17 protein-coding genes are annotated in these 17,018 nt (G+C 64.9%); 2 read left to right on the forward strand and 15 right to left on the reverse strand.

The annotated features are described in order from the left end of the window. Positions 1 to 20: 20 nt before the first annotated feature. The 4 genes from urtD to urtA form a co-directional block, all read right to left on the reverse strand. Complete coding sequence (urtD, locus tag UB48_RS11225) at positions 21 to 842, reverse strand: urea ABC transporter ATP-binding protein UrtD (RefSeq protein WP_156160192.1); 822 nt, start codon at positions 840 to 842, stop codon at positions 21 to 23. A 35-nt stretch (positions 843 to 877) separates the two neighbouring features. Continuing rightward, positions 878 to 1,957 (reverse strand): urea ABC transporter permease subunit UrtC, encoded by a 1,080-nt coding sequence (urtC, locus tag UB48_RS11230; protein WP_045196943.1) that lies wholly within the window; start codon positions 1,955 to 1,957, stop codon positions 878 to 880. Then, positions 1,957 to 3,456 carry an urea ABC transporter permease subunit UrtB gene (gene urtB, locus UB48_RS11235; RefSeq protein WP_045196945.1) on the reverse strand — a complete coding sequence of 500 codons (1,500 nt, stop codon included), beginning with the start codon at positions 3,454 to 3,456 and terminating at the stop codon, positions 1,957 to 1,959. The genes urtC and urtB overlap by 1 nt, the downstream gene beginning before the upstream one ends. 144 nt (positions 3,457 to 3,600) lie before the next feature. Next, positions 3,601 to 4,866: an urea ABC transporter substrate-binding protein gene (gene urtA / locus UB48_RS11240; protein ID WP_045196946.1), complete on the reverse strand. Its 1,266-nt coding sequence runs from the start codon at positions 4,864 to 4,866 to the stop codon at positions 3,601 to 3,603. A 246-nt stretch (positions 4,867 to 5,112) separates the two neighbouring features. On the opposite strand from urtA, the gene UB48_RS11245 reads away from it, so the two are divergent. Together UB48_RS11245 and UB48_RS11250 are read left to right on the forward strand one after the other, a co-directional pair. Then, positions 5,113 to 5,688, forward strand: coding sequence for a hypothetical protein (locus tag UB48_RS11245; RefSeq protein WP_256326692.1), 576 nt, complete (start codon positions 5,113 to 5,115; stop codon positions 5,686 to 5,688). 54 nt (positions 5,689 to 5,742) lie between these two features. Continuing rightward, positions 5,743 to 6,291 carry a hypothetical protein gene (locus UB48_RS11250; RefSeq protein WP_038997400.1) on the forward strand — a complete coding sequence of 183 codons (549 nt, stop codon included), beginning with the start codon at positions 5,743 to 5,745 and terminating at the stop codon, positions 6,289 to 6,291. On the opposite strand, the gene cycA is transcribed toward UB48_RS11250, so the two are convergent. The 11 genes from cycA to UB48_RS11305 form a co-directional block, all read right to left on the reverse strand. After that, positions 6,292 to 7,710 (reverse strand): D-serine/D-alanine/glycine transporter, encoded by a 1,419-nt coding sequence (gene cycA / locus UB48_RS11255; protein ID WP_045196950.1) that lies wholly within the window; start codon positions 7,708 to 7,710, stop codon positions 6,292 to 6,294. It lies immediately after the preceding gene. A gap of 110 nt (positions 7,711 to 7,820) precedes the next feature. Beyond that, the gene (locus UB48_RS11260; RefSeq protein ID WP_045196952.1) at positions 7,821 to 8,843 is read right to left on the reverse strand and encodes an iron ABC transporter permease; all 1,023 of its coding nucleotides are present in this window, start codon (positions 8,841 to 8,843) and stop codon (positions 7,821 to 7,823) included. Next, positions 8,840 to 9,790: an ABC transporter substrate-binding protein gene (locus UB48_RS11265; protein ID WP_045196954.1), complete on the reverse strand. Its 951-nt coding sequence runs from the start codon at positions 9,788 to 9,790 to the stop codon at positions 8,840 to 8,842. The genes UB48_RS11260 and UB48_RS11265 overlap by 4 nt, the downstream gene beginning before the upstream one ends. Further along, positions 9,787 to 10,575: an ABC transporter ATP-binding protein gene (locus UB48_RS11270; protein WP_045196957.1), complete on the reverse strand. Its 789-nt coding sequence runs from the start codon at positions 10,573 to 10,575 to the stop codon at positions 9,787 to 9,789. Before UB48_RS11270 ends, UB48_RS11265 begins: the two co-directional genes overlap by 4 nt. A gap of 61 nt (positions 10,576 to 10,636) precedes the next feature. Further along, complete coding sequence (locus UB48_RS11275) at positions 10,637 to 12,004, reverse strand: PepSY domain-containing protein (protein WP_045196959.1); 1,368 nt, start codon at positions 12,002 to 12,004, stop codon at positions 10,637 to 10,639. A gap of 56 nt (positions 12,005 to 12,060) precedes the next feature. After that, on the reverse strand, positions 12,061 to 14,127 hold the full coding sequence (locus UB48_RS11280; RefSeq protein WP_045196961.1) for a TonB-dependent copper receptor: 2,067 nt from the start codon (positions 14,125 to 14,127) through the stop codon (positions 12,061 to 12,063). A 78-nt stretch (positions 14,128 to 14,205) separates the two neighbouring features. After that, the gene (locus UB48_RS11285; RefSeq protein ID WP_045196963.1) at positions 14,206 to 14,634 is read right to left on the reverse strand and encodes a DUF2946 domain-containing protein; all 429 of its coding nucleotides are present in this window, start codon (positions 14,632 to 14,634) and stop codon (positions 14,206 to 14,208) included. A 19-nt stretch (positions 14,635 to 14,653) separates the two neighbouring features. Further along, entirely contained in the window at positions 14,654 to 15,127 is a 474-nt protein-coding gene (locus UB48_RS11290) for a copper chaperone PCu(A)C (RefSeq protein WP_045196966.1), read from the reverse strand. A 47-nt stretch (positions 15,128 to 15,174) separates the two neighbouring features. Next, positions 15,175 to 15,567: a DUF2946 domain-containing protein gene (locus tag UB48_RS11295; RefSeq protein ID WP_045196971.1), complete on the reverse strand. Its 393-nt coding sequence runs from the start codon at positions 15,565 to 15,567 to the stop codon at positions 15,175 to 15,177. Positions 15,568 to 15,663: 96 nt separating this feature from the next. Next, on the reverse strand, positions 15,664 to 16,521 hold the full coding sequence (locus UB48_RS11300; protein WP_045196972.1) for an SPFH domain-containing protein: 858 nt from the start codon (positions 16,519 to 16,521) through the stop codon (positions 15,664 to 15,666). Between the two features lie 23 nt (positions 16,522 to 16,544). After that, positions 16,545 to 16,982, reverse strand: a complete 438-nt coding sequence (locus tag UB48_RS11305) for an NfeD family protein (protein ID WP_045196974.1) — start codon at positions 16,980 to 16,982, stop codon at positions 16,545 to 16,547. Between the last annotated feature and the right edge of the window lie 36 nt (positions 16,983 to 17,018).

Below are 17,018 nucleotides of genomic sequence, written 5' to 3' on the forward strand. Positions count from 1 at the left end.
GTTGTCGTCCTGTGTTGGCCTCATCGCCCCAGATAAACCTCGATTACCCGGTCATCCGCCTGTACCTGCTCCAGCGAGCCTTCGGCCAGCACACTGCCCTGGTGCAGCACGGTGACGTGGTCGGCGATGCTGCCGACAAAGCCCATGTCGTGCTCGACCACCATCAGCGAATGCCTGCCGGCCAGGCGCTTGAACAGTTCGGCGGTGAACTCGGTTTCGGCATCGGTCATGCCCGCCACCGGCTCATCGAGCAGCAGCAATTGCGGGTCTTGCATGAGCAGCATGCCGATCTCGAGGAACTGCTTCTGGCCATGGGAGAGCAACCCGGCCTGGCGCTGGGCCGAGCCGCTCAGGCGAATGGTCTGCAGGATCTCGTCGATACGGTCGCGCTGCTCGCCGCTCAAGCGCGCAACCAGGCTGGCCAGCACCGACTTGTCGGCCTTCTGCGCCAGCTCCAGGTTCTCGAACACGCTCAGCGCCTCGAACACTGTCGGCTTCTGGAACTTGCGGCCGATCCCGGCCTGGGCGATCTGCACTTCGCTCATGCGCGTCAGGTCCAGGGTGTCGCCGAACCAGGCCTTGCCGCTGGTGGGGCGGGTCTTGCCGGTGATCACGTCCATCAGCGTGGTCTTGCCAGCGCCGTTGGGGCCGATGATGCAGCGCAGTTCACCGACGCCGATGTACAGGTTGAGGCTGTTGAGCGCCTTGAAGCCGTCGAAGCTGACGTTGATGTCTTCCAGGGTCAACACCGTGCCGTGACGCACGTCCAGGCCTTCGCCGCGGCGCTGGCCAAGGCCGATGGCATCGCGGCCGCTGCCGGCGTCGAGGATCGGTTCAAGCATGAATTCCGGGTGCACCGGCGCTAGCGGGATGGCTCTCATTGTTCGCCCCTTTTCTTCAGCAGACCGACCACGCCCCGTGGCAGGTACAGGGTCACCAGGATGAACAGCGCACCCAGGCAGAACAGCCAGTACTCGGGAAAGGCCACGGTGAACCAGCTTTTCATGCCGTTGACCAGCCCGGCGCCCAGCAGCGGCCCGATCAGCGTGCCGCGCCCGCCGAGGGCCACCCACACTGCGGCTTCGATGGAGTTGGTCGGCGACATTTCGCTGGGGTTGATGATGCCTACTTGCGGCACGTACAGGGCCCCGGCCAGGCCGCACAACACCGCACTCAAGACCCAGACGAACAGCTTGAAACCACGCGGATCGTAGCCGCAGAACATCAGCCGGTTCTCGGCATCGCGCAGCGCGGTCAATACCCGGCCGAACTTGCTCCGGGCCAGGCGCCAGCCCAGGTACAGGCTGGCCACCAGCAAGGCGACGGTAAGCAGGAACAATACTGCGCGGGTGCTTTGCGCAGTGATTTCAAAGCCGAGGATGCTGCGAAAGTTGGTGAAGCCGTTGTTGCCGCCAAAGCCGGTTTCGTTGCGAAAGAACAGCAGCATGCCGGCGAAGGTCAGGGCCTGGGTCATGATCGAGAAGTACACGCCCTTGATCCGCGAGCGGAAGGCGAAAAAGCCGAACACCAGCGCCAGCAAGCCGGGCGCCAGCACCACCAGGCACAGGGCCCAGGCAAAGTGCTGGGTACCGGCCCAGTACCAGGGCAGCTCGCTCCACGACAGGAAGGTCATGAACGCCGGCAAGCCATCAGCGGCCGCTTCGCGCATCAGGTACATGCCCATGGCATAGCCGCCGAGGGCGAAGAACAGGCCATGGCCCAGCGACAGCAGCCCGGCGTAGCCCCAGACCAGGTCCAGGGCCAGGGCGACGATGGCGTAGCAGAGGATCTTGCCGACCAGGGTCAGTGTGTAGGCCGAGACCTGCAGGCTGTGCCCGGCGGGCAGCAGCGACAACACGGGCAGGGCCAGCAGCACCAGCAGCACAGCGGCGCCGATGGCCAGGGTCCAGCGCGGGCCGGCCTTCTGGCTGGCGGTTACAAGCAGAGGCTGGTTCATCAGTCGATTACCCGTCCCTTGAGCGCGAAAAGGCCTTGCGGGCGTTTCTGGATGAACAGAATGATCAGCGCAAGGATGAGGATCTTGCCGAGCACCGCACCGATCTGCGGCTCCAGCAGCTTGTTGGCGATGCCCAGGCCGAAGGCCGCCCAGAGGCTGCCGGCCAACTGGCCGACGCCGCCGAGCACCACCACCAGGAACGAGTCGATGATGTAGCTCTGGCCCAGGTCCGGACCGACGTTGCCGATCTGGCTCAGGGCCACGCCGCCGAGCCCGGCGATCCCCGAGCCGAGACCAAAGGCGAGCATGTCCACCCGCCCGGTGGGCACCCCGCAGCAGGCGGCCATGTTGCGGTTCTGGGTGACCGCGCGCACGTTCAGGCCCAGGCGCGTGCGGTTGAGCAGCAACCAGGTCAGCAGCACCACGAACAGGGCGAAGGCGATGATCACCAGGCGGCTGTAGGGCAGCACCAGGTTAGGCAGCACCTGAAGGCCACCGGAAAGCCAGGCCGGGTTGGCCACTTCGACGTTCTGCGCGCCGAACAGCAGGCGGATGGCCTGGATCAGGATCAGGCTGATGCCCCAGGTCGCCAGCAGGGTTTCCAGCGGCCGCCCGTAGAGGTGGCGGATCACCGTGCGCTCCAGCAGCATGCCGACCCCGGCGCTGACGGCGAAGGCCACCGGCAGGGCGATCAGCGGGTAGAACTCGATGGCCCCGGGGGCGTAGCGCTGCACCAGTATCTGCACCACGTAAGTGGCGTAGGCGCCGAGCATGAGCATCTCGCCGTGGGCCATGTTGATCACCCCGAGCAGGCCGAAGGTGATCGCCAGGCCCAAGGCCGCGAGCAGCAGAATCGAGCCTAGCGACAGGCCGCTGAAGGCCTGGCCGAGCAACTCGCCGAACAACAGCTTGCGCTTGACCTGGGCCAGGCTGGTTTCGGCGGCGGTGCGCACCCCGGCGTTGTTTTCGACACCGGGTGTGAGCAAGGCCTCCAGGCGCGTGCGGGCCATGGGATCGCCGGTTTCGCCGAGCAGGCGCACCGCGGCCAGGCGTACCGCCGGGTCGCTGTCGACCAGTTGCAGGTTGGCCAGGGCCAGGCCGAGGGCGGCATGTACGGCGGCGTCTGCTTCGCTGGCGAAGCGCCGGTCGAGGAAGGCGACCTGGGCCGGCTGCGCGCTTTTTTGCAGTTGCTGGGCAGCCGCCAGGCGCACTGTGCTATCTGCGCTGAGCAACTGATGGCTGGCCAGGGCGTTATCCACAAGCCCGCGCAGGCGGTTGTTCAGGCGCAGCTTGCGGGTGTCGCCGGCGGCGATGCGGCCTTGTTGCAGGGCGCTTAGCAGCTCAAGACGGGCCGGGTCCGGTTGCGCCGCCCAGTCCTGGAGCAGGCGCGCCTGCTCATTGGCCTTGGCGGCGATGAAGTAGTCGGCATCACTTGCCTGGGCGGCTAGCGGCAGCAGCAGGAGAAGGCCGAGGAAGAGGCGCTGGAGGGCCTTGGGCATAGCGGGATCCGTCGCGGTTGTGGAATGTCTCAGGGCCTCATCGCTGGCAAGCCAGCTCCCACAGGCATTGCAGTGTCTGTGGGTATGCGCGGTCCTTGTGGGAGCTGGCTTGCCAGCGATGGGCCGCAAAGCGGCCCCGACAACTCAGTTGCCCTTCTGCGCATAATCCGGCCGCTTGTCGTTACCTGGAATGAACGGGCTCCACGGCTGCGCTCGCAGCGGTTGCTCGGTTTCCCAGACCACACTGAACTGGCCGTCATCCTGGATCTCGCCGATCATTACCGGCTTGTGCAGGTGGTGGTTGCTCTTGTCCATGGTCAGGGTGTAGCCCGATGGCGCCTTGAAGGTCTGCCCGGCCAGGGCTTCGCGGACTTTGTCGACATCGGTGGACTTGGCTTTCTCGACCGCCTGGGCCCACATGTGGATGCCGACGTAGGTGGCCTCCATCGGGTCGTTGGTCACCGCCTTGTCGGCGCCCGGCAGGTTCTTGGCCTTGGCGTAGGCTTTCCAGTCGGCGACGAACTGGCTGTTGACCGGGTTATCCACCGATTCGAAGTAGTTCCACGCCGCCAGGTGTCCCACCAGCGGCTTGGTGTCGATGCCACGCAGTTCTTCCTCGCCTACCGAGAAGGCCACCACCGGCACGTCGGTGGCTTTCAGGCCCTGGTTGGCCAGCTCCTTGTAGAACGGCACGTTGGAGTCGCCGTTGACCGTGGAGATCACCGCGGTCTTGCCGCCAGCAGAGAACTTCTTGATGTTGGCGACGATGGTCTGGTAGTCGCTGTGGCCGAACGGCGTGTACACCTCTTCGATGTCCTTGTCGGCCACGCCCTTGCTGTGCAGGAAGGCGCGCAAAATCTTGTTGGTGGTGCGCGGGTAGACGTAGTCGGTACCGAGCAGGAAGTAGCGCTTGGCGGCGCCGCCGTCTTCGCTCATCAGGTACTCCACTGCCGGGATCGCCTGCTGGTTGGGCGCGGCACCGGTGTAGAAGACGTTCGGCGACATCTCTTCGCCTTCGTACTGCACCGGGTAGAACAGCAGACCGTTGAGCTCTTCGAACACCGGCAGCACCGACTTGCGCGACACCGAGGTCCAGCAGCCGAACACCACCGCGACCTTGTCCTGGGTCAGCAACTGGCGGCCCTTTTCGGCGAACAGCGGCCAGTTCGACGCCGGGTCGACCACCACCGGTTCCAGCAGCTTGCCGTTGACCCCGCCCTTGGCGTTGATCTGCTCGATGGTCATCAGGGCCATGTCCTTGAGCGAAGTCTCGGAAATCGCCATGGTCCCCGACAGCGAATGCAGGATGCCGACCTTGATGGTCTCGGCGGCCTGGATGCTCCAGCTCAGGCCCATCGCCGCGATGGACGCGCTGAGGGTAAAGGCCTTGATCAGACTGCGACGCTTCATAGTGCTCTCTCCATGGAATCGGATGTTCTGTTGGGCAGATGGCGACTTCGCCCAAGAGCGTTAGCAAGGGCTGTGCCGAGTGGCGCGCAGCTGTCTGGGGCGGGGTTTGCACGGCGATTGGCGATGGCGGGCGAGCATGCTTGCACCGTGATGGCGCTGTGCCCGGTGCGCGGCAAACAAGTCTGCACAGCTTTGGTTCGCGCAGGTATCATCGCCGCCTTTGAACGCAGTTCAGGGATGACGACAGTGAACAGATTCGCCCGTGCAGGGATGGTGATGGCCGGCGTGTGGGCCGCGATGGGGCAGGTACAGGCCAGTGAGCCGTCCTCGCTGTATTTTCGCTGCAGCATGACCAAGGCGCAGTACGCCACGGTCATGGCCGCCCGGCCGGGCGAGGCCGCGGCATTCACTGACTGGCAGCAGTGGTTCGATAGCAAGGAAATGTACGGTGGCGGCAAGGTCGATACAGACGACCTGCGGCCGATGCCGGCCGAGACCCTTAGCCAGATCGCCGGCGGCAGCCGTTACGGCTCGCTATCGGAGTACGACGAAAAAACCGGCGTGTGGCGCTTCGCCCTGCTGCAGTTCAGCGAAAACTACGGGGCGATGATCTCCATGCTGGCGCCACTGCGCAGTGTCGCGCCGTACTGCGCCGCCGACTCCGACAGCTTCATGCTGGTCTACTCGTACATCTGGGGTGACGGCGACAACGCCTACCTGACACTCAACGGCCGCAGCCAGTTCGCCGAGGCACCGACCCCAGCGCAACGCGCCGAGGCCGATGCCGTGCTGGCCGAACTGCTCAAGGCAGCAGAAGGCTGAGCCTCTCTGAGCTCGGTTTGATCAGTATTCACCCACGGAACAAGGAAAGACCCGATGGAAGCTTCGTCGCTGTACATTCGCTGTAACCTCAACCCCGCTGCCTATCAGGCCGCGATGAGCGCGCCGGTGGCCAACCCGCGGCAGTTCGACGACTGGCAATGCTGGTATGACAGCAAAGACGCGTACGGCCCGGGCGAACTCCCCGCCGAGGACCTGGATCGTACCGCCTCCTGCAGCCTGGGTGATCTGATCGAAGGCTGGGTTGAGTTTTCTGCGGGCAACAGCAGTCATTACGATGAGCAGGCCGGGGTGTGGACGTTCGCCGTGCTGGAGTTCACCGACAATTATGGCGAGATGCTGCAACTGCTGGCGCCGCTGCGGCAACTGGCGCACTACGCCGAAGTCGACTCGGACAGTTTTCTAGTTATCCTTCCTTACATCTGGGGTGGTGACATCAATGCCTGCCTGAGCCTTGGCCAGGGCCGCAGTGTGTTCATCGACGGCCCGAGCGAGGCGCAACGAGCCGAAGCCGACGCCGCACTGGAACAGCAGTGGGACCGTGCGGCGTCGGCATACGAACAAGAAGGCTTGAAGTTCGACTGATCAGTTGTCGGCGTTGGCGGTCAGCAGCGCGCGATTGCGCCGCACGAACTGGTAAGTGACGGTCAGCAGCACGAACCACAACGGCGTGACGATCAGCGCCTGGCGGGTGTCGTGCTCAAGGCTCAGCAGCACCAGGATGAAGGCGAAGAACGCCAGGCACACCCAGCACATCAAGCGCCCGCCAGGCATCTTGTACTTCGAGGCCTGGTGCAGCGCGGCGCGCTGTTTGCGGTAGTTCAGGTACGACAGCAGGATCAGCGACCAGACGAACATGAACAGGATCGCCGACACCGTGGTCACCAGGGTGAAGGCTTCGACCAGGTCCGGAATCACGTACATCAGCAGCGCCCCGGCCAACAGGCAGGTGCACGAGAACAGCAGGCCGCTGGCCGGTACGCTGCGCTTGGACAGCTGCTCGAAACGCTTGGGTGCATCCCCCTGCTGGGCCAGGCCGAAGAGCATGCGGCTGGTGGAGAATACGCCACTGTTGGCCGACGAGGCCGCCGAGGTCAGCACCACGAAGTTGATGATGCTGGCCGCCGCCGGCAGGCCGGCGAGCACGAACAGCTCCACGAACGGGCTCTTGCCCGGCACCACGTCACGCCACGGCGTCACCGCCATGATGGTGATCAGCGCCAGCACGTAGAAGACGATGATGCGGATCGGGATCGAGTTGATTGCCCGTGGCAGGTTGCGCTCCGGGTTCTTCGCTTCGGCGGCGGTGGTGCCCACCAGTTCGATGCCGACAAAGGCGAACACGGCAATCTGGAAACCGGCAAAGAAGCCCATCAGGCCATGGGGGAACATGCCCTGGTCGTTCCACAGGTTGGCAAGGTCCGCGGTGCGTCCGGCCGGCGACTGGAAGCCGGCCATGACCATGTACAGGCCGGTGCCGACCAGGGCGACGATGGCGATGATCTTGATCATGGCGAACCAGAACTCGATCTCGCCGAACATCTTCACCGTGATCAGGTTCAGCGACAGCAGCAGGCCGACACAGGCAATCGCCGGCGCCCACTGCGGCAGGTCGGGGAACCAGAACTGCGAATAGGCCGATATCGCGATGACGTCGGCGATGCCGGTGATGATCCAGCAGAACCAGTAGGTCCAGCCGGTGAAGTAGCCGGCCCAGGGCCCGAGCAGGTCGGCCGAAAAATCGATGAACGACTTGTAGTTGAGGTTCGACAGCAGCAACTCGCCCATGGCGCGCATGACGAAGAACAGCATGAAGCCGATGATCATGTAGACGAAGATGATCGACGGGCCGGCCAGGCTGATGGTCTTGCCCGAGCCCATGAACAGCCCGGTACCGATGGCGCCACCGATGGCGATCAGCTGGATATGGCGGTTGGACAGGCTGCGTTGCAGGTGGTCATGGTTTTCCGGCGTGGGGTGTTGCGGGGGCAGGTTCGCGGTCATAGGCAGGCATTCCGTTGAGTTCAGTCTTGTTGTGCGCCGCTAGGCTAACACGCGCCTTCCTGGCGCTAGCGCGACAATACGTCTCAACGCGGGGGCGGTGTTGACCGTGATCAACGTCGGCGCATCAGGCCGATAAAGAACAGACCGCCAATGGCGGCAGTGGCGATGCCGATCGGCAGGTCCTCGGGCGAAATCAGCGTACGTGCGGCGACGTCGACCCAGATCAGGAACAGGCTGCCCAGCAGCAAGCACACCGGCAGCAGGCGGCTATGCTCGGCGCCGACCAGGCGCCGGGCGATGTGCGGCACCATCAGGCCGACAAAGCCGATCGAGCCGCTGATCGCCACCAGCACGCCGGTCAGCAGCGAGCAGATCAGAAACGCCAGCAGGCGCACCTTGCGCGCGTTCAGGCCAAGGGTCACGGCGGTCTGCTCGCCGGCCATCAACGCATTCAGCGAGCGGGCCATGCCCAGCAACAAGGCCAGGCCGAGCAATACGCTGATCGCCGGAATCGGCAGCAGCTCCCAGCGCGCCAGGCCCAGGCCACCGAGCATCCAGAACATCACTGCCGAGCTTGCCCGGTGGTCACCGAGAAACAGCAGCAGGTTGGCCGCCGCCATCATCACAAAAGCCACGGCCACGCCGCACAGCAGCAGGCGGTCGCTGTCCAGGCGGCCGTGGCGGCTGGCAATGGCCAGCACCAGCAGCATGCTGCACAGCGCGCCGATAAAGGCGGCCAGGGGCAAGGTCAGCACGCCGAGCAGCTCGCCGATATGCAGCACCACCAGTACCGCACCCAGGGTTGCCCCGGAAGTGACGCCGAGCAGGTGCGGGTCGGCCAGCGGGTTGCGCGTCACCGCCTGCAGCACCGCGCCGATCATCGCCAGACCGCCGCCCACCAGCGCCGCCAGAAGCATGCGCGGCACGCGGATCAGCCAGACGATATGTTCCTGGCCCGTGGTCCACGCCGGTGTCTCGGGGGTAACGCCGAACAGCTTGAACAGCAGCACGCGCCACACCACCTCGACCGGCACCGGTGCCGAGCCAAAGCCCAGGGACACCACGCAGGACACCAGCAGCAGGGCCAGCAGCGCGAGCAGCAACAACCGCTGCCGGGAGTTTGCCGACCTCATGCGCCGTGCAGGCTCTTGGCGATGGTCTCGATGGCTTCGACGTTTTCAAGGCTCGGCGTGGCCGCCACGTAGGGAATGACCACGAAGCGCTTGTTGCGGATCGCCTCCACCGATTGCAGGGCCGGATGCTGTTCGAGGAACGCCTGTTTCTGCGCGGCGCTGACTTCGCCGTAGTCGACGATGACGATGACCTCGGGGTTGCGCTCGACCACGCTCTCCCAGTTGACCCGGGTCCAGCTGGCTTCGATGTCATTGAGCACATTGCGCCCGCCGGCGGCGGCGATCAGCGCCTCGGGCATGCCCAGGCGCCCGGAGGTCATGGCCCGGTCTTCACCGCTGTCGTAGAGGAACACCCGTGGACGCTCGGCCGGCAACTGCTGCTGGACCACGGCAACGCGCGCTTGCATGTCGCCGATCAACTGCTCGGCACGCGCCTGCACGTCGAAGATCCTGCCCAGGTTGCGCAGGTCGGTGTAGGTGTCATCGAGGCTGGCTGCCGGGCGCTTCATGACAAAGGCGCAGGATTCAGTCAGCTCGTACACCGGGATGCCCAGCGGCGCCAGGCTTTGCGGGGTGAGGTCGCCGCCGACGCGCATGCCGTAGTCCCAGCCGGCGAACAGGAAGTCGACATTGGCGTTGAGCAGGGTTTCCACCGACGGGTACTTGGCCGCCAGTTCCGGCAGGCCGTCGAGTTGCTTGCGCAGCTGCGGGGTGACCGCCTTCCAGCCGCTGACACCGCTATAGCCGACCATGCGCGAACGCAGGCCGAGGGCGAGCATCATCTGGGTCATGTTGATGTCGTGGCTCAGGGCATGCTCCGGGGCCTTGGTGAAAGTCACCTGGCGGTTGCAGCTTTGCACCGTCAACGGGTATTGGGTGGCCTCGGCGAAAGCGCCGGGGCTGGCCAGCAACAAGGCCAGGCCGAGCAACAGGATGGATCGAATCATCGCTGGGTTATCCAGGTAAGGCGAGGGTGGTCAGCCAGAGGGTGGCGGTCGATCAGCGCTTGTACGCCGAACACCGCCTGCAACAATTCGGCGGTCAGCACCTGGTCTGGCGTGCCGCTGGCGACGATGCGGCCGTGGTCGAGCACGTACAGGCGATCGCAAAAGGCCGCCGCCAGGTTCAGGTCATGGATGCTCGCCAAGGTGCCGATGCCCAGGCGCCGCACCTGCTGCAGCAGCTCCAGCTGGTAACGCGGGTCAAGGTGATTGGTCGGCTCGTCGAGGATCAGCACCTGCGGTTGCTGGACCAGAGCCCGGGCGAGGATCACCCGCTGTTTCTCGCCACCGGACAGGCTGGCGAAGGTGTGGTCGTCAAAGCCCTGCACGCCGACTGCCTGCAAGGCGTCCTGGACCCGTTGGCGATCGGCCGGGCTGTCGCCGTCGAACAGGCCTTTGTGCGGCGTGCGGCCCATGGCCACGACTTCCTCGACATTCAGGCCGAAGGCATCGGGAAACTCCTGCAGCACCACGGCGATACGCTGGGCGCACCAGCGCGGCGACTGCTGCCACAGGTTATGCTCGCCCAGGCGCACCTGGCCGCGTTCCGGCTTGTTGAAACGGTAGGCGCAGCGCAGCAGGCTGGTCTTGCCGCTGCCATTGGGGCCGATCAGGCCGACGAACTCGCCGGCGCCGACCTGCAACTCGACGTCGCGCAGCTGGAACTGGTGGTGGCAATGGCCGTGGCCCAGGGGCGACCAGTGCAGGTCGCTGATACTCAGGGTGCTCATCAAGGTCCTGCGGGCCTGCGGGCGATGACGCCAAAAACAGGCCCGTATCGAAAACGGGCGCTCATGTTAGCGGATTTGTCCGCGCCAGCGGTTGTGCATAACGATCCACCAGCCACACCAGCAGCATCGAGCCGCCCACCAGCGGGAAGGCCGCCCCCAGAATCAGCATGATCACGGTCGCGGTCTTCCAGCGCGGCAGGTCATGGCGCAGCGGCGGTACACCGAGGCCACCTTCGGGGCGGCGTTTCCACCACATCACCAGGCCGCTGACCGAGCCGAGCAGGATCATCAGGCAGATCAGCAGGACAATAAGCTGGTTCAGTGTGCCGAACATCTTGCCTTCGTGGAGCATCACCCCAAGCTCGGTGGCGCGGGCGACGTTGCTGTAATCCTGCCAGCGTACGTCCACCAGCACCTGGCCGGTGTACTGGTCGACATGCAAGGTGGCGTCGTTGCGCGGGTCGTCGGCGAACACGGCAATGGTGTACACGCCTTCGGCACTGGTTGGCAGGGTAATGCTGTAGCCAGGTTCGACGCGGCGGGTAGTGGCCAGCTCTTCGATCTGTTGCAGGCTGACCTGCGGCGCCGCCGGGGCGCTGGAGCCCATGCTGTGGCCGGCATGCTCGGCGTGGGCGGCGGATTGCGGCATCGGTGTGTTTTCCATGGCCCAGGGCACGGTCTGGCGGCTGGCGCTGTTGAGCGCCCGGGCTTGCTGGTCGGACTGCGGCACGTCGTTCCACATTGCCGCCGGAAAACGGTTCCACAGGTCGGCGTACTGCTTGCCCCAGAAGCCGGTCCAGGTCATGCCGCTGAGCAGCATCAACAACAACAGCGCCGCGCCCCAGAAGCCTGTGACCGCATGCAGGTCGCGCCACAGCAGGCGCCCACGGGCGTTCAGGCGCGGCCACAGCACACCGGCGCTGCGCGTGCCGCGCGGCCACCACAGGTACAGGCCCGAGACCACCAGCACCACGCCCCAGCCGGCGGCCAGTTCCACCAGGCGATCGCCAGTGGTGCCGATCATCAGTTCACCGTGCAGCGCACGGGCCACGGCCTGCAGGTTGTTTTTCGCGTCCTGTTCGCCGAGCAACTGGCCGCTGTAGGGGTCGACGAACACATTCAATTCACGGCCAGCGTTGTGCACCACGAACTGGGCACTGCGATCACTGGCGATTGCCGGCAGGTACTGGCTGACCTGGCCCTTGGGGTAAGCCTGCTGCACCTGTTGCAGCAGGCTGTCGGCGTTGTGCCGGTGATGCCCGGCCTCGACCACCATCAAGTCGCGATACAGCAATGGGTCTAGCTGCGGTTTGAACAGGTAGATGATCCCGGTGATCGCCAGCAGGATCATGAACGGCGCGACGAACAACCCGGCGTAAAAATGCCAGCGCCACGCCAGGTTGTAGAAGGATATGTGCGGTTTGCTCATGCAGCGCTCCCGTGTTGCCTGGGTAAGGCGCGATCAACGATCGCGCCCGGGTTGGATCAGAAACTCAGGTCGACCTTGGTCCAGAACGTACGCCCCGGCTCGTTGATCGGCTGCGGGTCGGTGGCCGGGTAGCCGAAGCCGGCGTTGCCCGCCAGGTTCAGGTGCTCGGCGTAGGCTTTGTCGAACAGGTTGTCGACCCCGGCGCTGAGCTTGAGGTTGTTGCTGACCTTGTAGGCGCCGTTCAGCGAGAACACGCCGAAACCGCCGCTCTTCTCGTAGTCCTTGCCCACCACGTTGCCGGAGTTTTCGGCAATGCGGTTCTGCGCCGCCACCAGGCGCCACAAGGCCCCGGCGCTCCACACATCACGGCTGTAGGTCAGGCCCAGGCGGCTTTCAAGCGGTGGCATCTGCGGCAGTGCCTTGCCGTCGCTGCTGTTCTTGCCCCAAGCGTAGGCCAGGGTAGCGTCGGCTTTCCAGTTGCTGGTCAATTTGTACGCCGCGCCCAGTTCGCCGCCCATGATCCGCGCGTCGATGTTCTGCGCCTGGGAGCTTGGCATGCCCATCATCCCCGGCCGGTAGTCGAAGAGGATGTAGTCGCGGATCTGCCCGACATAGCCCGAGGCCCAGGCGTCGACGGTGTCGGTCTGGTACTGGATGCCGAAGTCGAGCTGGGTGGTTTTCTCCGGCTTGATGCTGTCGAAGGCATTGACCGAACCTGCCGGGCCGGACTTGGGCGAGAACAGCTCCCAGTAGTCGGGGAAGCGCTGGGCGTGGCCGAGGCCGACGTAAGTGGTGGCGGGGACATCTACCAAGTCGTGCTCGTAGCGGATAAAACCGCTGGGCAGGGTATCGGCGCGGGTGTCGCCACGGGTGGCGCTGGTGGCGCGGTAATCCTTGGCCGAGGCGCGGTCCAGGCGCGCGCCGGTGATCAGCCTGTCCTGTTCGGCGGCGTACCAGGTCAGCTCGCCGAACACCCCGTAGTTGTGGAAGTCGGCGTCCTTGGTCCAGGCCATGTGCTTGTGCACATCGACGCCCATGCCGCTGCGCTGGCGGTGTTCGTTGGTTTGTGCGTCGATGCCGCTGATCAGTTGCAGGTCATCCCAACGCCAGGTGCCCTTGATCCGCCCGCCAAGGGTGCGGCGGTCGACGTTGCTGACCATCGGCATGCCCATCATGCCCATGCCCGAGGGCGTGCGCAGGCTGTAGTTGTCCATCACGTGGTCGGCGTAGTTGTAGTAGACCTGGGCTTCGAGCTTGTCGAAGACCTCGCCGATGTTGGACTTCTCCAAGCGCAGGCCAAGGCTTTCGCGCTTGAACTGCGAGCCGTCCATGCCGCGCCCGGCATAACGCGCTTCACCGTCGCCCTTGCCGGCGGTCAGTTCCACCAGGGTGTCGGCGTCCGGGGTCCAGCCCAGGGCGACGTCACCGTTCCACTTGTCCCAGCGCGACGGCACGGTGTCGCCATTGCCGTCCTCATAGTCGTCCGAGCGCGACTGGTTGCCGACGACGCGCGCATAGCCGTAGCGGTTGCCGGCGGCGGCATCCAGAACCTTGTCGAAGCGGCCGTTGGAACCGCCCAGCAGGCTGGCGTTGACGCGGCTGCCCAGCTCGCCGAATTTTTCCGGCTCGCGGTCGAAAAGGATGGTCCCGGCCGATGCGCCCGGGCCCCAGATCACGCTTTGCGGGCCCTTGATCACGGTCAGGCGGTCGTAGGTCTCCGGCGAGATGTACGAGGTCGGGGCGTCCATGCGGTTGGGGCAGGCGCCAAGCATTACGCCGCCGTTGGTGAGGATGTTCAGGCGCGAGCCGAACATGCCGCGCAGCACCGGGTCACCATTGGTGCCGCCGGCGCGGATGGCCGAGAAGCCGGGGATGGTTTTCAGGTAGTCGGCGCCATCGCTGGCCGGCACCGGCTGGCGTGGGTCCTTGGGGTTGGTGACGATAGTCAGCGGCGAGCTCGGGGCCACGGCGGTGATCACCGTCGGGCTCAGCTCGGCCTGGTCATGGACATGTGCGTCTTCGGCCTGGCTTGCGGCCAGGGCCAGAGGGCTGAGCAGGGTGCCGCAGATCACGGCGATGGTCCCTTGCAGGGACAGACGAAAAACAGCGGTGCAGCCGGACATAATGATTCCAACATCGATCAGTCATAAGGGTGCGCGCAGTCGACGGCTGATGCCGGACTTCGGGCGCAGGGAGTGAACTCAGACGACGATGAAGGGTGGCGGCGCGCGGCTGCGGGCGCCGGGGAATACCGTCTGCCGGGCATGGCCCTGGCGCGGGTAGACGATCAGCCGGTTGCTGGCGGGTACGGCTTCGGTGTTGAGCAGGCTCAGGGCCTGGGGCAGCGCCGGGCAATGGAAGAACAGGCTGCAGTAACCGCACTTCTCCCAGATCACCTTCAGCGCCGGGCTGGCGCCGTGATGGTTGTCGGCATGGCAATCGGCGGCGCTGTCCATGGCCATGCTCATGTTCATGCCTGGCGGCATGGCACGGTGATCCATCGGCATCGACTGGGAAACCAGTGGGCCGATAAAGATCATCAACATGGCAAACAGGCTCAGCCAGCTGCCGCGAAGCGTCCTGGAACCAGGACGTGCGGGGCGGGTGAACCTGCTGCGGGCGCTAGTCACGCCGGGCAGCCTTCAGCGATCAGTGATTGTGAGCGGCTGCCTCGTCGGGTGCCTGTTTCTGCACCGCGACCTCGACGGTGATGTCACCGGCGTGCTTGAAATGCAGGGTCAGCGGGAAGCGCTTGCCGTCAGCCAGCAGGCTGCGGTCCTTGGGCTGCATCAGCATCACATGGTAGGCGCCGGGGGCGAATTTCAGCTCGCCGCCTGCAGGCACTTCGACGCTCATTACCTGCTGCATTTTCATCAGGCCATCTTTGTGCACATGCTCGTGCAGCTGGGCATCGTCGCTGATCGGGCTGTCGACGCCGGTCAGGGTGTCGGCGCTCTTGCCGTTGTTATGCACGACAAAATAGGCGGCAACGTTGGGCGCGTTCGGCGGCAACTCCTGCGACCACGGGTGAGCGATATGCAGCTCGCCGACGGTGTATTCATGGGCAGTGGCAAAGGTCGCCGGCAGCATCAGCGCGGCCAGCAGCAGGGCGTTCTTGAACATGGTGATTCTCCAGTCGATTCAGGTTCGCAACAGGTAGCGTAGTGAACTCAGACCAGAGGGGAGGCGCGGGGGTTGAGGGCCGGCCACTGTTGGCGTGGCGTGGGTTGATAGGCGGTGAGCAGCGGTTCGAGCCCGATCGACAGGGCCAGCGGTTTGCTCAATTGCGGCGCATGCCCGGGAAGCGCCAGCAACGGCGCGGCGCCCGAGCAGCACCAGCAGTGCTGCATGTTCGAATGGTCATCGCCTTGCTGGCCGAGGTCGATCTTGCCAAGGGCCATGATTGCCGGATTGGCCTTGGCCCCGACACTCGAACAGAAGGCCCCCCACAGCAGTTGTTCGGCCGGGCCCTTGGGGGCTGCGGACGCCAACGGCATGGCCAGCAGATTGAACAGCACTGCGAAGCAGGCAATCCAGGCGATGGCGGGCCGATATGGGGACATGGAAAGATCCGGTCAGGAATCAGAGGTGGCTATTGTAGCGCCCAGTATAGGAAAAATTACCGGGGGTGCGGTGAAGTGCCGCACTCCCGGTTCGCATCAGGCCTGTTTGTTGCGGCCCATCAGGCCGCGCACGGTTTCCTGCAGGTCGGCCGGCAGCACCACCACCTTGGCGTTGTCGCTGCTGGCAAGGCTTTCCATGGCGCCGATGTATCGCTCGCCTAGCAGGTACATGGCCGGGGTGATTTCGGTGCCGACCGCGTCCCGAACCAGGGTGATGGAACGCGCCGAGGCTTCGGCGAGGTTGATCTGCGCCTCGGCGTCGAGCTTGGCCGCCTGCTGGCGCGCTTCGGCTTCGAGAATGGCGGCCTGCTTGGCGCCCTCGGCGCGGGTGACGTCGGCTTTGCGTTCACGCTCGGCGGCGGCCTGGCGCTCCATGGCCGCCTGCATGTTCTGCGACGGCTTGATGTCCTGGATCTCTACCGAGCGCACGGTCACGCCCCAGTCTTCGGTCTGCTCGGACATCGCTTCGCGCAGGCGCGCCTTGATCTGCTCGCGGCTCGACAGCGCTTCGTCGAGGTCCATGGCGCCAACGATGGCACGCAGCGAGGTCATGGTCAGGCTGGTGACCGCGAAGCTGAAGTCCTGCACGCCGTAGGCGGCTTTTTGCGGGTCGACGACCTTGGCGAAACACAGCGCGTTGGCGACGATCACCGCGTTGTCGCGGGTGATGATTTCCTGCTGCTGCACGTCGAGGATGATGTCCTTGGTCGGCAGGCGGTAGGCGACCACGTCCATGTACGGGATCAGCAGGTTCAGGCCCGGTTTGAGGGTGCTGTGGTAGCGGCCCAGGCGCTCGACGATCCACTCCTCGCCCTGGGGCACGATGCGCACGCCCTTGAACAGGGTGATGAGGGCGAATGCGGCGATGGTGCCGACGACGATAAGGCTGGTCATGAGTCAATGCTTCCTTTTACTGATCAGGCCCGGGCAACCCGGGCGGTATTGCCTTCGATGGCAGTGAGGCGCACGCGCTCGCCGGCCGGGATCTCGGCATCGGCGACGCACACCCATTCTTCATTGCCGAGAATCGGCTTTTGAAAGCGCACGCGGCCCTTGTGGAATTCGGAAACCGTGGCAGTGAGCAGGCCGACTTCGCCGATCACGCTATCGGCAGTCCAGCGGGTGTCCGGCTGCTTCCTGCGAAACACCTTGAACCACAGCAGCGTGGTGATCGACGAGAACACCACCCACAGCAGCACCTGCATATCGAGCTGCAGGCTCGGCGCCAGGAAGGCAATGAACGAAACCAGCACGGCACCAATGCCGAACCAGAGGATGAAGAAGGTTGGCAGGACCAGTTCGAGCACTACGAGGCCGAAACCGAATACCAGCCAGATCCACCATTGCATTTCCATATGGGTGAAGTCTTCCGGGGGGAGGAGGGGCTTAGT

Origin of the sequence: Pseudomonas sp. 2(2015) (assembly GCF_000955865.1) — a bacterium.
In the GTDB taxonomy this organism is placed as follows: domain Bacteria; phylum Pseudomonadota; class Gammaproteobacteria; order Pseudomonadales; family Pseudomonadaceae; genus Aquipseudomonas.

Bases quoted from the DNA above. Each gene is read 5' to 3' on its own strand.
- UB48_RS11260 (WP_045196952.1), bottom strand. From the start codon at position 8,843: ATGAGGTCGGCAAACTCCCGGCAGCGGTTGTTGCTGCTCGCGCTGCTG.
- UB48_RS11305 (WP_045196974.1), bottom strand. From the start codon at position 16,982: ATGGAAATGCAATGGTGGATCTGGCTGGTATTCGGTTTCGGCCTCGTA.
- UB48_RS11265 (WP_045196954.1), bottom strand. From the start codon at position 9,790: ATGATTCGATCCATCCTGTTGCTCGGCCTGGCCTTGTTGCTGGCCAGC.
- UB48_RS11280 (WP_045196961.1), bottom strand. From the start codon at position 14,127: ATGTCCGGCTGCACCGCTGTTTTTCGTCTGTCCCTGCAAGGGACCATC.
- UB48_RS11250 (WP_038997400.1), top strand. From the start codon at position 5,743: ATGGAAGCTTCGTCGCTGTACATTCGCTGTAACCTCAACCCCGCTGCC.
- cycA (WP_045196950.1), bottom strand. From the start codon at position 7,710: ATGACCGCGAACCTGCCCCCGCAACACCCCACGCCGGAAAACCATGAC.
- UB48_RS11290 (WP_045196966.1), bottom strand. From the start codon at position 15,127: ATGTTCAAGAACGCCCTGCTGCTGGCCGCGCTGATGCTGCCGGCGACC.
- urtC (WP_045196943.1), bottom strand. From the start codon at position 1,957: ATGAACCAGCCTCTGCTTGTAACCGCCAGCCAGAAGGCCGGCCCGCGC.
- urtD (WP_156160192.1), bottom strand. From the start codon at position 842: ATGCTTGAACCGATCCTCGACGCCGGCAGCGGCCGCGATGCCATCGGC.
- UB48_RS11275 (WP_045196959.1), bottom strand. From the start codon at position 12,004: ATGAGCAAACCGCACATATCCTTCTACAACCTGGCGTGGCGCTGGCAT.
- urtB (WP_045196945.1), bottom strand. From the start codon at position 3,456: ATGCCCAAGGCCCTCCAGCGCCTCTTCCTCGGCCTTCTCCTGCTGCTG.
- urtA (WP_045196946.1), bottom strand. From the start codon at position 4,866: ATGAAGCGTCGCAGTCTGATCAAGGCCTTTACCCTCAGCGCGTCCATC.
- UB48_RS11295 (WP_045196971.1), bottom strand. From the start codon at position 15,567: ATGTCCCCATATCGGCCCGCCATCGCCTGGATTGCCTGCTTCGCAGTG.
- UB48_RS11270 (WP_045196957.1), bottom strand. From the start codon at position 10,575: ATGAGCACCCTGAGTATCAGCGACCTGCACTGGTCGCCCCTGGGCCAC.
- UB48_RS11300 (WP_045196972.1), bottom strand. From the start codon at position 16,521: ATGACCAGCCTTATCGTCGTCGGCACCATCGCCGCATTCGCCCTCATC.